Origin of the sequence: Pseudomonas allokribbensis, from assembly GCF_014863605.1 — a bacterium.
GTDB classification, from domain to species: domain Bacteria; phylum Pseudomonadota; class Gammaproteobacteria; order Pseudomonadales; family Pseudomonadaceae; genus Aquipseudomonas; species Aquipseudomonas allokribbensis.
In genome coordinates this window covers 3,528,917-3,543,710 of sequence record NZ_CP062252.1, presented here as the reverse complement: position 1 = coordinate 3,543,710, position 14,794 = coordinate 3,528,917, and the positions used below count along the sequence as shown (strand labels likewise).

Below are 14,794 nucleotides of genomic sequence, written 5' to 3'. Positions count from 1 at the left end.
TGAGGGCTTTGACCATTGCCGCCGCCGGCGTGCGGCGCGAGTATTCCTATGTTGTTTACGGTTCCCCAACCTAATAAAAACACAGAGGGATTCTGGCAATGCGCGATTACTTGTCTGCCACCCAGCAGTTTGATTATCAGCACACCGTGGACGCCGCACTCAGCGGCACGCTCGAGGCGCTCAACGCCTGCGTCGAATGTTGTGACCGTCACGCCTTGCCGGGGCGCATCGCGCTGTTCTGGGAGGGCCGCGATGGCGCCAGTGCGACTTACACCTTCAGCGATCTGCAGGACAAAGCCGCGCGCTTCGCCAATTTCCTTCTCGCCCAGGGCGTGCAGAAAGGCGACAAGGTCGCCGGCCTGCTGCCGCGCAATATCGAATTGCTGATCACCGTGTTCGCCACCTGGCGCATCGGCGCGGTGTATCAACCGCTGTTCACCGCGTTCGGCCCGAAAGCCCTCGAACATCGCCTGAACAGTTCCGGCGCAAAAGTGGTGGTGACCGATGCGGTCAACCGGCCGAAGCTCAGTGAAGTCGCCGACTGCCCGACGCTGGTCACCGTCGGCGGCCCGAAAGGCCAGGGCATTGTCCGTGGCGATTTCAGTTTCTGGGCCGAACTGCCCAACCATTCCAATGTCTGCGAACCGGTGATGCTGACCGGCGAAGACCCGTTCCTGCTGATGTTCACCTCGGGCACCACCGGCCCGTCGAAAGCGCTGTCGGTGCCGCTCAAGGCTGTCGTCGCGTTCCAGAGCTACACCCGCGACGCCGTGGATCTGCGACCGGAAGATGCGTTCTGGAACGTCGCTGATCCGGGTTGGGCCTATGGCATTTATTTTGGCGTAACCGGCCCGTTGTCGATGGGCCACCCAATCACCTTCTACGATGGCCCGTTCACCCTCGAAAGCACCTGCCGGGTCATCAACAAGTACGGGATCACCAACCTCACCGGGTCGCCTACGGCTTATCGCCTGTTGATTGCCGGTGGCGATGAGTTCGCCAAATCGATCAAGGGCAAGCTGCGCATCGTCAGCAGCGCCGGCGAACCGTTGAACCCGGAAGTGATCCGCTGGTTCGCCGACAACCTCGGCGTGGTCATTCATGACCACTACGGCCAGACCGAACTGGGCATGGTGCTGTGCAATCACCATGGCCTCGAACACCCGATCCACCTCGGCGCCGCCGGTTTTGCTTCGCCGGGCCATCGCATCGTGGTGCTCGACGAGCAGAACAACGAACTCGGCGTCGGTCAGCCAGGCATTCTCGCCATTGACCGCACACAATCGCCAATGTGCTGGTTCGCCGGTTACGAAGGTGCACCGACCAAGGCCTTCGTCGGCGATTACTACCTGAGCGGCGACACCGTCGAGTGGAACCCGGACGGCAGCATCAGTTTCGTCGGCCGCAGTGACGACGTGATCACCACTTCCGGCTATCGCGTCGGCCCGTTCGACGTGGAAAGTGCACTGATCGAGCACCCGGCGGTGGTCGAAGCGGCGGTGGTCGGCAAACCCGATCCGGAGCGCACCGAATTGGTGAAGGCCTTCGTCGTGCTCAACCCGCAATACCGCGCCGAACCAGCGCTGGCTGAAGAACTGCGTCAGCACGTGCGCAAACGTCTGGCCGCGCATTCGTACCCCCGTGAAATCGAATTTGTCAGCGAGTTGCCGAAAACCCCGAGCGGCAAATTGCAGCGCTTTATCTTGCGCAACCAGGAAATCGCCAAGGCTCAAGAGGCTGCGGCGCACAACGTTTCAGCTTGAATCCAAGGAAACAGTCATGCAGATCGAGAACAAGGTTTTTATCGTCACCGGCGGTGCGTCCGGGCTGGGTGCAGCCACCGCTGAGCTGTTGGTTGCCGCCGGCGCCAAAGTGATGCTGGTGGACATGAACGCCGAAGCCGTCGCCGCTCAGGCTCAACGCCTCGGTGCGCAAAGCGTAGTGGCCGACATCAGCAACGAAACCGCCGCCGAAGCCGCCGTACAGGCTACGGTAAAAGCTTTCGGTAGCCTGAATGGTCTGGTGAACTGCGCCGGTATCGTCCGGGGCGAGAAGATCCTCGGCAAGAACGGCCCGCATGCGCTGGCGAGCTTCGCGCAGGTGATCAACGTCAACCTGATCGGTAGCTTCAACATGCTGCGCCTCGCAGCGGCAGCGATTGCCGAAAGCGAAGCCAACGCCGATGGCGAACGCGGCGTGATCATCAACACCGCCTCCGTCGCTGCATTCGACGGCCAGATTGGCCAGGCCGCGTATTCCGCGTCCAAAGGCGCCATCGCCAGCCTGACCCTGCCTGCCGCCCGTGAACTGGCGCGCTTCGGCATCCGCGTGATGACCATCGCCCCGGGCATTTTCGAAACCCCGATGATGGCCGGCATGACCCCGGAAGTGCGCGACTCGCTGGCCGCTGGCGTGCCGTTCCCGCCACGCCTGGGCAAACCGGCCGAGTACGCCGCGCTGGTGCGGCATATCATTGAAAACAGCATGCTCAACGGCGAGGTGATCCGTCTCGACGGTGCCTTGCGCATGGCCGCCAAATAAGGAGGATTTCTCATGACTATCTCCAACGATCCGATTGTCATTGTCAGTGCCGTTCGTACCCCGATGGGCGGCTTCCAAGGCGAACTGAAAAGCCTGACTGCGCCGCAACTGGGCGCCGCTGCAATCAAGGCTGCGGTTGAGCGTGCCGGTGTCGCCGCCGATGCGGTCGATGAAGTGTTGTTCGGCTGCGTACTGCCAGCCGGTCTCGGCCAGGCGCCTGCGCGTCAGGCTGCACTGGGTGCCGGGCTGGACAAATCCACCCGCTGCACCACCGTCAACAAGATGTGCGGTTCAGGCATGGAAACCACCATCCTGGCCCACGACATGCTGCTGGCCGGCAGCGCCGATGTGGTGATCGCCGGCGGCATGGAAAGCATGTCCAACGCGCCGTACCTGCTGGATCGCGCCCGCGCCGGTTACCGCATGGGCCATGGCCGGGTGCTGGATTCGATGTTCCTCGACGGTCTTGAAGACGCCTACGACAAGGGCCGCCTGATGGGCACCTTCGCCGAGGATTGCGCCGAAACCAACGACTTCAGCCGCGAGGCTCAGGACGCCTTTGCCATCGCCTCGACCACCCGCGCCCAGCAGGCGATCAAGGACGGCAGCTTCAAGGCCGAAATCGTTCCGCTGACCGTGACCGTCGGCAAGGAACAAGTGGTCATCAGCAACGACGAGCAACCGCCAAAAGCCAAACTGGACAAGATCGCTTCGCTGAAACCGGCGTTCCGCGAAGGCGGCACCGTAACCGCAGCCAACTCCAGTTCGATCTCCGACGGCGCAGCGGCACTGGTGCTGATGCGCCAGTCGCAAGCGCAGAAACAAGGATTGAAACCACTGGCGGTGATTCACGGCCACGCAGCATTCGCTGACACCCCGGGCCTGTTCCCGGTGGCACCGATTGGCGCGATCAAGAAGCTGATGAAGAAAACCGGCTGGTCGCTGGATCAGGTCGATCTGTTCGAAGTCAACGAAGCCTTTGCCGTGGTCGGCATGGCGGCGATGACCCACCTGGAAATCCCCCACGACAAGCTCAACATCCATGGCGGTGCCTGCGCCCTCGGTCATCCGATCGGTGCGTCCGGCGCGCGGATTCTGGTGACCTTGCTCTCGGCCCTGCGCCAGAAAGGCCTGAAACGCGGCGTCGCGGCGATCTGCATCGGCGGCGGCGAAGCCACGGCGATGGCCGTCGAGTGCGTCTGAACCGATTTAAGGATTTGCCATGATTCCCAATGACGACCAACAACAAATCCGCGACATGGCCCGGCAGTTTGCCGAGGAACGGCTGAAACCGTTCGCCGCCGAGTGGGATCGCGAGCACCGCTTCCCGAAAGAAGCCATCGGCGAAATGGCCGGACTGGGCTTCTTCGGCATGCTGGTGCCGGAGCAGTGGGGCGGTTGCGACACCGGTTACCTGGCCTACGCCATGGCCCTGGAAGAAATCGCCGCTGGCGACGGCGCCTGCTCGACGATCATGAGCGTGCACAACTCAGTGGGCTGCGTGCCGATCCTCAAGTTCGGCAACGACGACCAGCGCGAACGCTTCCTCAAGCCGCTGGCCAGCGGCGCGATGCTCGGTGCTTTCGCGTTGACCGAACCGCAGGCCGGTTCCGATGCCAGTAGCCTGAAAACCCGTGCACGACTGGAAGGCGATCACTACGTGCTCAACGGCTGCAAACAGTTCATCACCTCCGGGCAGAACGCCGGGATCGTGATCGTGTTTGCCGTCACCGACCCGAGCGCTGGCAAACGCGGGATCAGCGCCTTTATCGTGCCGACTGACTCGCCGGGCTACAAAGTCGCCCGCATTGAAGACAAACTCGGCCAGCACGCTTCAGACACCTGTCAGATTCTGTTCGAAGACGTGAAAGTGCCAGTGGCCAACCGTTTGGGCGAGGAGGGCGAGGGCTACAAGATCGCCCTGGCCAACCTCGAAGGCGGACGCGTCGGCATCGCTTCGCAATCGGTGGGCATGGCCCGTGCAGCGTTCGAAGCGGCCCGTGATTACGCCCGCGAGCGTGACACCTTCGGCAAGCCGATCATCGAGCACCAGGCCGTGGCGTTCCGTCTGGCGGACATGGCGACCCAGATCGCCGTGGCGCGGCAGATGGTGCATTACGCCGCCGCCCTGCGTGACAGCGGTCAACCGGCGCTGGTCGAAGCGTCGATGGCCAAGCTGTTCGCTTCGGAAATGGCCGAGAAGGTCTGCTCCATGGCGTTGCAAACCCTGGGCGGTTACGGTTACCTCAACGACTTCCCGCTGGAGCGCATCTACCGCGACGTGCGGGTCTGCCAGATCTACGAAGGCACCAGCGACATTCAGCGCATGGTCATTTCGCGCAATCTTTGAGAAGGAATCTGCACATGAGTTACGAAACGATTTTGCTGGAAACCCATGGTCGCGTCGGCGTCATCACCCTGAACCGCCCGCAGGCGCTGAATGCCCTCAACGCGCAACTGGTCAGCGAAGTGAACCGCGCCCTGGATGGCCTGGAAGCTGATGCGAACATTGGCTGCATCGTCATCACCGGTTCGAAAAAAGCCTTCGCCGCTGGCGCCGACATCAAGGAAATGGCGGATCTGACCTACCCGCAGATCTACATGGACGACCTGTTCAGCGACAGCGACCGCGTGGCCAACCGGCGCAAGCCGATCATCGCAGCGGTCAACGGTTTTGCCCTGGGTGGCGGCTGTGAACTGGCGCTGATGTGCGACTTCATCCTGGCCGGCGACAACGCCAAATTCGGCCAGCCGGAAATCAACCTTGGCGTGCTGCCGGGCATGGGCGGCACCCAGCGCCTGACCCGCGCCGTGGGCAAGGCCAAGGCCATGGAAATGTGCCTGAGCGGACGCTTGATCGACGCGGTTGAAGCCGAGCGTTGCGGCATCGTCGCGCGGATCGTGCCGAGTGATGAACTGCTGGATGAAGCGCTGAAAGTCGCGGCGGTGATCGCCAGCAAGTCGTTGCCGATTGCGATGATGGTCAAGGAAAGCGTCAACCGCGCCTTTGAAGTGAACCTGACTGAAGGCGTGCGTTTCGAGCGTCGGGTGTTCCATGCGGCGTTTGCGACGCAGGATCAGAAAGAAGGGATGGCGGCGTTTGTGGCCAAGCGGTCGCCGGAGTTCCAAGGCAAGTAATGGAGTTCGCCCCCACGCATTGCGTGGGGGCGCCCAATCAGAGTTGGTAGTTCTTCAACTCCCGAGCAATCACCATCCGCTGTATCTCGCTCGACCCCTCATAAATCTGGGTAATCCGCGCATCCCGGTAGTATTTCTCCACCGGATAGTCCTCCAGATACCCATACCCGCCATGAATCTGAATCGCTGACGAGCACACCTTCTCAGCCATTTCCGAAGCAAACAATTTGGCCTGCGAAGCCTCCGACAGACACGGTTTGCCCGCCGTGCGCAGCCGCGCCGCATGCAGAATCATCAAGCGTGCCGCGTTGATCTGCATCTGCATGTCCGCCAGCAGGTTGGCGATGCTCTGGTGCTCGATGATCGCCTTGCCGAACTGCACCCGATCACGGGCGTAACCCAGCGCCGCTTCAAACGCCGCACGAGCGATGCCCAATGCTTGCGCCGCGATGCCGATGCGTCCGCCTTCCAGGTTGGAAAGGGCAATCGCCAGGCCTTTTCCGCGTTCACCCAACAGATTCGCTTCGGGAATGCTGCAATTATTCAGCGTCACCGCGCAGGTGTCGGAAGCGCGGATGCCCATCTTGTGTTCGGTGCGGTCGACGATGAAACCCGGTGTGTCGGTCGGCACGAGGAACGCCGAGATACCGCGCTTGCCCAGATCCGGATCGGTCACCGCAAACACGATCGCCAGTTTCGCCCGCTTGCCGTTGCTGACAAATTGCTTGGCGCCGTTGATCACCCATTGCCCGTCACGCAGTTCAGCGCGGGTGCGCAGGTTGTGCGCTTCGGAGCCGGCCTGGGGCTCGGTCAGGCAGAAACAGCCGATCACCGCGCCACTGGCCAGATCCGCCAGCCAGGTCTGTTTCTGTTCTTCGCTGCCGTAGTTGAGCACCGGCCCGCAGCCCACCGAGTTGTGAATGCTCATGAACGCGCCGGTAGCGCCGTCACCGGCGGAAATCTCTTCCACCGCCAGCGCATAGGCCACGTAGTCGACATAGGTGCCGCCCCATTCTTCCGGCACCACCATGCCCAGCAGGCCGAGTTCGCCCATCTTCGCCACCAGGCCGTCATCGATCCAGCCGGCCTTTTCCCAGGCTTGGGCGTGGGGGGCGATTTCGCCACGGGCAAAGTCCCGGGCCATGTCGCGGATCATTACCTGGTCTTCAGTCAATTCGAGATCGTGCATGGCTCAGCTCCCGCTCTCAGCGAAACCGTGGAAGAAACTCGCGATGTGCTCGGCGTGCAGCGCGGCAAGGGTCGGCGGGTTCCAGCGTGGTGATTTGTCTTTGTCGATCAGCAAGGCGCGCACGCCTTCGATCAGGTCGCCGCGTTCGAACCACTGGCGATCCAGATGCAGTTCGAGGGCGAAGCAGTGTTCCAGGCTCAGGTGCCGGCCGCGACGCAGCATTTCCAGGGTCACGCCCATGGCCAGCGGCGAGCGGGTTTCCAGCAGGTCGGCGGTGGTGGTCGCCCATTCATGGCTGTCGGCGACGGTCACGGCGCGCAATTGCTCGACGATGCTCGGCACGTCGGGCAACGCGAAGAAGTGGTCGATGGCCGGGCGCAAGAGCTCAAGCGGCGCATCCGGCAGGGTTTGCACGGCGTGGCGGGCCAACAGGCTTTGCAGGTCTTTCAACGGCGTGTCGTGCCATTGCAACTGATCGAGTTGCTCGTCGAGGGTGGCGAGTTTGCTGCTGTCCAGATACCAGTCGGCGAGGCCGCAATACAGCGCATCTGCCGCGCGAATCTGCACGCCGCTGACGCCCAGGTAAATGCCCAGTTCGCCGGGAATGCGCGGCAGGAAATAACTGCCGCCGACATCCGGGAAATACCCAATGGCCACTTCCGGCATTGCCAGTCGGCTCTTCTCGGTGACCACCCGCAGATCGGCGCCTTGCACCAGGCCCATGCCACCACCGAGGACGAAGCCGTCCATCAGCGCCAGCACCGGTTTGCGGTAGTGGTGGATCGTCAGGTCGAGGGCGTATTCCTCGACGAAGAAATCTTCATGCAGCGTGTCACCGCTTTTATGGCTGTCGTACAGGGAACGAATGTCGCCACCGGCACAGAAGGCTTTCTCGCCGGCACCGCGCAGCACGACCGCGTGGATATCGGCATCAGCGGCCCAGGCGTCCAGGTGTTGCTGGAGCTGGCGCACCATATCGAGGGTCAGGGCATTGAGGCCGGCGGGGCGATTGAGGGTCAGATGACCGATGTGATTGCGAACCTCGGCCAGCACTTCGTGTGGCGTGGCATCCATGGACGAAGTCCGCGGGGATGAAGCCTGAGCAGTCATCACTAACTCCCTGCTTTTATTGTCTTTATTCGAGAAGCTCGCGCGCGAGCGTTACCGGATCGTAACAGTGCAAATTTGCCGTGTACAACGGGGATATGTGCATGGGGTGTCTGCATTTTTGCCTTGACCACAAAATGAAAAATTGTGGCTGGAGCGCCGGCGCCTGCTAGGCTGCGCGGCGGTTGCGACGAGCCTGCAAACAGACCTTCGCTTCAACAGCATCTGCAACAGAAACACGGCGTTTTTTTTCACCAGAGCTCAACGCGCAATGGAGGCGCACCATGTCAATAACAAGGTATTCAACAGGCAGACTGATCGTTGTGTTGCTACTGCTGCTGACGGTTATCAATGTCGCAGCGTTGGCGTTTGTCCTGCGTGGCGGGCTTTCCAGGGTGTATGGCATGGAGATGATCAGGACCAAAGAACCCTTGCTGATCGCGGGGCGTGGCGATGATGAACACTATTACGTGCTGCCCGTCAGCACGACGCTTTATTACGACAAAAGCTATCCCGAAGGTTTTAGTCGTTACATGGTCTTTTTCAATCACAAGGGTATTATTGCCGGCGATCCTGTGCCGATGAAACCCGAGTATGGGGGATCATTGATTGATCCCCGTTGGTTGTCGAGCGTCGATGCCGATGCGTTGAAAGACATTTTCCAACGTTTTCCTCTCTCGAAAAAAGACATCGCCGCAGCTATCAAAGCCAATGAAATCACCAAAGAGGATCTGACGGACATCATCCGGTCGATGCCGGATTGATCGCTTGCGGGGCGTTGTCGCCATATGTCGCGCTCAGGTGAACACCTGACCAATGCTCCGCCGCTTGGCATGCAACTCACTGGCATGAATCAACCGCTCCAGATCCTCCGGCGTGACATCGATGAACGCTTCCATGTCCGCCAGCGCCAGTTTCAGGTCTTCAGCCGTGATGGCCTGCGTATCGATCGGCGCCACGGCAGGCGCGGGTTCGGCCGGGCGTTTCGGGTAGCGGATGCGGGTCAGGTTGTTGAATGCCAGCGCGCTGAGCAGCAGGCTGGCGGCGCTGAGCATCACCGGTTCCAAGGCTTTCCAGTCCATCGCAATGGTCGTCGGATCGGCCAGCACCATCGTCAATGCCACCGCGCCGGCCGGTGGGTGCAGGCAGCGCAGCCAGCACATCAGGAGCAGCGCCATACCCGCCGCGAGGCAGGCGCTGCCCAAGGTTCGGCCGAGGACGTGGGCCACCAGCAATGCCACGACACCCGCACACAGGTAGCCGCCGATGATCGACCACGGCTGGGCGAGGGCGCCGGAGGACACGGCGAACAGCAACACCGCCGAGGCGCCCAGCGGGCCGATCAGGTGGTAGGCGACTTCGATGCCGAACACCTGACTGCACGCCCACACACTGAACAACGTGCCCAGCGCCATACCGATGGCGGCGCGGCTCCATTCGGTGGGACGGGTGTTGATGGCGGCGGGCAACCAGCGAGCGAGCATGAAGAACCGATCCTCTTGGGGAAACTGAAGGCAAAAAAAAGGACTTGTCCGTCAATCCGGAAAGTCCTTCGAAGTGTTCCAACTATTGGGGGAGGAACGTGCACAGTGTGCCAAGCAATCTCGATGCTGACAAATTCATATAAATGCATCTTCAATGCATTATTTATGAAGTAAAGCCACTCGCCGTCCGCTCATGAAGCACAGGAAACCGCCCATCGCGGTCAGCGCGCTGAGCGCGTAGAACATGGTCGGCGCCGGCGTGTGCATCAGCAGGAAACCGCAGATCACCGGACTCAATGCACCGCCCAATGCTGCGAGGTTCTGCGCGCCGTAATAACTGCCGCGCAATTCTTCCGGGGCCAGGGTGTCGACGAACAGGAATTCCGACGGATAAATGATCATCTCGCCGAGGGTGAAGATGAACATTGCGATGCACCAGCTCACCAGGCTGTCGGCGAGGCTGAAACCGATCAGGCCGAGAATGAACAGACTGGTGCCGGCGGCAATCCAGTAGCGCAGTTTTTCCCGGTTGAGAAAGCGGCCTATCTGGTACTGCAACAGGATCACCGCGATGGCGTTGCAGGCGAGCAGGGCGGCCATGGTTTGCAGGGCGCGCTGCGAGTCTTCGACCACCAGCAGGTATTGCGACAGGTACAGGGTGAAGCGCCCGTGGACCACGGTGCTGAGCAGGCAACCGCAGGTGAACATGATCAGCGTGCGGTCGTTTTTCAGGGTAATCAGGGTTTTCAGGAAGCTTTGCGGCTGGCCGATGGCGGCGACCGGGCTGGCGTCTTTGGGAATGCCGATCATCAGGAAGATGCTGCCGAAGGCGATGCCGGCGGCGATCAGAAACGGCGCAATCGGGTACACCCCGGCTATCACCACGCCGAGCATCGGGCCGGTGGCGTAGCCGATGTTGGTCAGGGTGTAGCGCAGGGAAAACGCCTTGGCCCGCTGACCCATGGGCAGGTTTTCACTGAGGATCGCCTTGGAACCGATCAGGAACAACGCCGAGGCGGTTTCGGTGATGACCAGGGTCGCGGTGGTCAGGTACAGGTCTTTGGCGAAGGTCAGCAGCACGAAGCCGACTGCACTGGAGAGCATCGCCAGAATCAGCAACCGACGTTTCTCGAGTCGGTCGATGATGTAGCCGCCGTACAGCGCAAGCAGGGTGGCGATGAACACCGCGATGCCCAGCAGCAACCCGACGTCCTGTTGGTTGAGGCCGAGCTTGTTGCTCAAAAACAAGGTGAGCAAAGGGCTGGTGATGGCGCGGCTGACGACAATCGTCAGCGAAACGATCATCAGGCGGCGGATAACGAGCGAGTAGGTGGCCACGGAAAATCAAATGTCCTTATTCGGTTAACAGGTGCTCGAGATCGCGCACGGAATCCAGCGTTTGCAGTTGCCGCAACTGCGCCAGCAGCCATTCAGCCTTGGTTGCTGAACTCACGCGCAACGCCAGACTGAGAAACTTCTCCTCCAGCGCCGGCTCGCTCAACGGATTGCCCGGCGCGCCCAGCGGCACCTCGACACACAGGCTCGCCTGACGCCCGTCGCGGGTTCGAACAATAACCACCGGCTCGCCATCCTCCGACAGACGCTCATCCACTTCAAGGCGAATGCGCGTCAGCCATTGAGCAATGCGCGGATCGTTGCGCGGCTGTTCATCGTAAGCCTCGAGCCGACAGTGCCCGTGCACCAGTCGCGCGGCGAGGGCGTAGGGCAGACTCATCTGCGCAGCGGCCAGACTGCGGGTGTCGCGACCGCCGCACATGTCGAGCAGAAAACTGCACAGATTCACCTGGACGTCTTCCACCTGATCGGCGTCGACCTGCAATTGCTCCAGCAACAAGCCGAGCGCATCGATCGCCGAGTGGGTGCCACGGCAGGCGGCGTAGGGTTTGATCGAGCAGCGCGCGAGTTTCCAGACCTGTCCCAAATCAGCATCCAGTGCATCCGGTTGCGCGCTACCCGGCGCGAGGGTCTTGAGAAATCCACCCCAGACATCATCGAACAACACCGATGGCCCGCTGACGCCTTCGCGAGCAAAACGCGCCGCCAGCAGACCACCTTCGGCCGCACGGCCACTGTGCAGTTTCTTGCTTTGCGAACCGTCATGGATGAACGCCCACAACCCGCCGCTGAAACTGCCGGCGATGCCCAGCGCCGACACGGTTTGCCCTGCATCCAGGGCAAAGATCCGTGCACAGGCCGCCGCCGCGCCGAACACGCCGCAGGTGGCGGTGGAGTGCCAACCGGCGCCGTTGTGCGCGGAATAACTGCCGCAGGCTTCCAGCACCCGCCGACCGATTTCGTAGCCGATCACCACGGCGGTGATGAACCCGCGACCGTCCACCGGCCGATCCACCAGTGACAGCGCCGCCATCACCGCCGGCAGCACCACCGCGCCGGAATGATCGCAACCGCCGGTGTCGTCCAGTTCCAGCGCATGGGCGGCGATGCCGTTGAGCAATGCTGCATGCCCGGCGCCGACACGCAGTGATGAACCCCAGACCAGTGCGGTGCCTGGTTCGGCGCCGAACACCTGCCGAGCCTGAAGCGCGACCGCACTGTCCGCCCCGGCCAGCGCGGCACCGAAGGTATCAAGAATGTGTCGCTGGGCCTGTTCCACCAATGCCGGGGGCAGATCTTCAAACCGGGTCTCGACGCAAAACTGCGCCAGCCGCTGCATGCGTTGGGTCATACGAGGTAGTCCCGATAATGGCGCTCATACACCGACGCCGGATGGTCCTGCGCGACCGGCGCCGCCGTTTGCGCCCACCATTGCGCGACTTCGGTGCCCGTGGCGATCCACACGTCGTCGTGCTGCTGAATGCCTTGCAGCAATTCCCGCAGCACACCGATACGCCCCGGCGTGGCGATGATTTCCGGGTGCAGGCGCAGCACGTAGCACAGGCCGAAGCGGTGGAATCCGGCGAAGTCCATTTGCAGGTTGCCGAGGGTATGGCTGTAGGAGGCGATCCGCGATTGCGCCGGCGGCACGGCCGGGCTCAGGTTGAAGGCGAAATAGGGTTCGTCTTCCAGTTCGTAATGCAGCGGCAACTCGACCACTTCGGGCGCAGTCGGGTGCAAGAACGGCAAATCATCGCCACGCCAAGATGACGACCAGTGAATGCCGCGATCTTTCAAGGCCTCAATGAAGCCCGGCGCGCCGTTACCCGCAGGAATCCGGAAACCGGTCGGACGCACGCCAGTCAACGCTTCCAGTGCTGCACAACCCTTGGCGACTTCTGCGCTTTGCGCCGCCAGATCCAGCGTGTCGTAATCCTGATGGCGGTAACCGGCGCAGGCGATTTCATGGCCGTCAGCCTGTATCGCGGCGATGTGCTGTGGATTTTTCTCGGCGACGATGCCGGGCACGAACCAACTACTGCGCACCCCGAGTTCCCTGAACAGACCGAGCAGGCGCTCGACGCCGCGTTGCGTGCCGTAGCGCCACACCGATAGCGTCTTGTCGCGCCCGGCGACTTCCGGGGCCTGGGTGAGGATGCCGTGGATGTCGTTGTAATCGACGGTCAGCACCACCGCGCAGCGTTTCCCAGCGGGCCAGAGTTTTTTAGCGTCAGCCATGGTAATGCTCCTTCAGCCACCAGCGCGCGACGTCGCGGCAGGTGGCGAACCACACGTCATCACGCTGGCGCATGTGTTCGAAGAGTTTCTCCAGCAACAGGATGCGCCCCGGTTTGCCGGTGATTTTCGGGTGGAACAGGGTGGTCAGGCACAGTCCCTCGTCCATCGCGCCGTCGTACTCGCGTTGCCAGTTGTCGAGGGTCAGCTCATAGCTGGCGGTGCGGTCGAGCCCGGACGGGAAGTTTGGTGCGCGGGTGTAGGCGAGGGAGGCGTAGTCGTCCATTTCCCAGCGGCCGGGGATCTCCACCAGCGGGGTGTCGTGGCCGGGGACGTTGACCAGATACGGGCGATCGTCGCCGCGCATGCTGCTGGAATAGATGACGCCGTTGTCGGCCAGCATCGCCGGGGTCTCGGCGCGCCAGTCGCCGGACGGGGTGCGAAAACCCTCGGCGCGGATGTGCAGGTATTGCCAGAAGACGTCGCGGGACTTGTTCATCACGGCCTGCTGCTGGTCCAGCGTCAGGGCGTAGAAGGATTCGTGCTTGTAGCCGTGGTAGGCGACTTCATGGCCGCGCTCGACGATGGCCTGGCACTGTTTCGGCCAGTTTTCCACGACCCACGCGGGGACGAAGAAGGTGGTCGGGATCTTGAAGGTGTCGAGCAGGTCGAGCAGGCGCGGCAAGGCGCGGTAGGGGCCGTAGCCGCCGAAGCCGAAGTATTCGGGTTTGTGCCAGATCGAGCCGTTGAGCATCGCATCGCCGGTCGGGCCGTCGAGGTCGAAGGCCAGGGCGAGGCAGGCTTTGTGCTGGTCGGGCCAGGTGGGTTGCAAGGAGGACATCAAGGGCGCTCCAGCTGTTCATGAAAAAGGCGCCGACCGGTCGGGTCGGCGCTGACCGGTTTACTTACCGGCGTTGATGGTCACGTCCTTGATCGCACCCAGCTCCAGATCCCACTTCTTCAGAATCGCGTTGTAGCTGCCGTCATCCACCATGCTTTGCAACGCCACTTTCACCGCCTCACTCAGCTCAGGCTTCTTCTTGCTCACACCCAGCCCGGTGAACTGCACGGAGATCGGCTGGCCGACCGTCTTGTACATGTCCTTTTCCTGGGTCTTGAGGTAGGACAGGGTCTCGCTGCCCTGCATCGCCGCATCAATACGGCTCTGACGCAGTTGGGCACGGGCGTCGGCCGAGCCTTCGGTGCCGATCACGTTGATCGCCGGTTTGCCTGCCGCTTCACAGTGTTCCTTGCTCCACGCGGCGATTTCCGCCGGGAACGTGGTGCGGCGGCTGGTGCCGACTTTCTTGCCGCACAGGTCGGTGATTTCGTTGGTCGCGGTGTTCTTCTGCAAGGTGTAGAACTGCGGGCCGCTGGTGAAGTAGTCGACGAAGGTCACGCTGGCCTGACGCTCGGCGGTGTCGGTCATCCCCGACAGCACGATGTCGACGCGGTCGGTGGTCAGGGCGTTGATCATTTGCTCGAAGCCGGTTTCCTGCCACTTGATCTTGATCCCGAGGCGCTCGGCCAGGGCGTTGCCCAGGTCGTAGTCCAGACCGGTGAGCTTGTTGGTGGCCGGGTCCTTGAAATCCATCGGCGGGTAGTTGGGCATGATCGCGACGACGATCTCGCCTTTTTCCTTGATGCCGGCCGGCAATTCGGCGGCGAAGCTGACGCTGGAAGCCATCAGGCCTGCGAGTACTGCTGGGATAACGAAGTTCTTCATGGACGTTCTCTTATGAGT

The 14,794-nt window shown here is 61.9% G+C and carries 14 protein-coding genes; 6 read left to right on the top strand and 8 right to left on the bottom strand.

Going from position 1 to position 14,794, the window contains the following annotated elements; genetic code table 11:
- The first annotated feature begins 98 nt into the window (after positions 1-98).
- The 5 genes from IF199_RS16045 to IF199_RS16025 are packed head-to-tail and all read left to right on the top strand — an operon-like array spanning position 99 to position 5,679.
- Positions 99-1,763 carry an AMP-binding protein gene (locus IF199_RS16045; RefSeq protein ID WP_096821482.1) on the top strand — a complete coding sequence of 555 codons (1,665 nt, stop codon included), beginning with the start codon at positions 99-101 and terminating at the stop codon, positions 1,761-1,763.
- Positions 1,764-1,779: 16 nt separating this feature from the next.
- Positions 1,780-2,541, top strand: coding sequence for an SDR family NAD(P)-dependent oxidoreductase (locus IF199_RS16040; RefSeq protein WP_096821481.1), 762 nt, complete (start codon positions 1,780-1,782; stop codon positions 2,539-2,541).
- Between the two features lie 12 nt (positions 2,542-2,553).
- Positions 2,554-3,744 (top strand): acetyl-CoA C-acyltransferase, encoded by a 1,191-nt coding sequence (locus tag IF199_RS16035; protein ID WP_085745585.1) that lies wholly within the window; start codon positions 2,554-2,556, stop codon positions 3,742-3,744.
- A gap of 19 nt (positions 3,745-3,763) precedes the next feature.
- Entirely contained in the window at positions 3,764-4,891 is a 1,128-nt protein-coding gene (locus tag IF199_RS16030) for an acyl-CoA dehydrogenase (protein ID WP_096821480.1), read from the top strand.
- Between the two features lie 14 nt (positions 4,892-4,905).
- Entirely contained in the window at positions 4,906-5,679 is a 774-nt protein-coding gene (locus IF199_RS16025; protein WP_085730850.1) for an enoyl-CoA hydratase, read from the top strand.
- Between the two features lie 37 nt (positions 5,680-5,716).
- Here the strand turns inward: IF199_RS16025 and IF199_RS16020 are convergent, their stop codons facing one another.
- Together IF199_RS16020 and IF199_RS16015 are read right to left on the bottom strand one after the other, a co-directional pair.
- On the bottom strand, positions 5,717-6,868 hold the full coding sequence (locus tag IF199_RS16020) for an acyl-CoA dehydrogenase family protein (protein ID WP_102620043.1): 1,152 nt from the start codon (positions 6,866-6,868) through the stop codon (positions 5,717-5,719).
- A 3-nt stretch (positions 6,869-6,871) separates the two neighbouring features.
- Positions 6,872-7,978: an enoyl-CoA hydratase/isomerase family protein gene (locus IF199_RS16015; RefSeq protein WP_192558070.1), complete on the bottom strand. Its 1,107-nt coding sequence runs from the start codon at positions 7,976-7,978 to the stop codon at positions 6,872-6,874.
- 281 nt (positions 7,979-8,259) lie between these two features.
- Between IF199_RS16015 and IF199_RS16010 the strand changes: the two genes are divergently transcribed.
- Entirely contained in the window at positions 8,260-8,739 is a 480-nt protein-coding gene (locus IF199_RS16010) for a hypothetical protein (RefSeq protein WP_192558069.1), read from the top strand.
- A 33-nt stretch (positions 8,740-8,772) separates the two neighbouring features.
- On the opposite strand, the gene IF199_RS16005 is transcribed toward IF199_RS16010, so the two are convergent.
- The 6 genes from IF199_RS16005 to IF199_RS15975 all read right to left on the bottom strand — a co-directional run bounded on the left by IF199_RS16005 (position 8,773) and on the right by IF199_RS15975 (position 14,776).
- On the bottom strand, positions 8,773-9,459 hold the full coding sequence (locus IF199_RS16005) for an HPP family protein (protein WP_192558068.1): 687 nt from the start codon (positions 9,457-9,459) through the stop codon (positions 8,773-8,775).
- Positions 9,460-9,618: 159 nt separating this feature from the next.
- Entirely contained in the window at positions 9,619-10,797 is a 1,179-nt protein-coding gene (locus IF199_RS16000; RefSeq protein ID WP_096821474.1) for an MFS transporter, read from the bottom strand.
- Positions 10,798-10,813: 16 nt separating this feature from the next.
- On the bottom strand, positions 10,814-12,166 hold the full coding sequence (locus tag IF199_RS15995) for an MmgE/PrpD family protein (RefSeq protein WP_192558067.1): 1,353 nt from the start codon (positions 12,164-12,166) through the stop codon (positions 10,814-10,816).
- Positions 12,163-13,053 carry a polysaccharide deacetylase family protein gene (locus tag IF199_RS15990; protein ID WP_192558066.1) on the bottom strand — a complete coding sequence of 297 codons (891 nt, stop codon included), beginning with the start codon at positions 13,051-13,053 and terminating at the stop codon, positions 12,163-12,165. Before IF199_RS15990 ends, IF199_RS15995 begins: the two co-directional genes overlap by 4 nt.
- Positions 13,046-13,894: a polysaccharide deacetylase family protein gene (locus IF199_RS15985; protein ID WP_192558065.1), complete on the bottom strand. Its 849-nt coding sequence runs from the start codon at positions 13,892-13,894 to the stop codon at positions 13,046-13,048. Before IF199_RS15985 ends, IF199_RS15990 begins: the two co-directional genes overlap by 8 nt.
- A 57-nt stretch (positions 13,895-13,951) precedes the next feature.
- Positions 13,952-14,776, bottom strand: a complete 825-nt coding sequence (locus IF199_RS15975; protein ID WP_096821470.1) for an ABC transporter substrate-binding protein — start codon at positions 14,774-14,776, stop codon at positions 13,952-13,954.
- Positions 14,777-14,794: the final 18 nt, after the last annotated feature.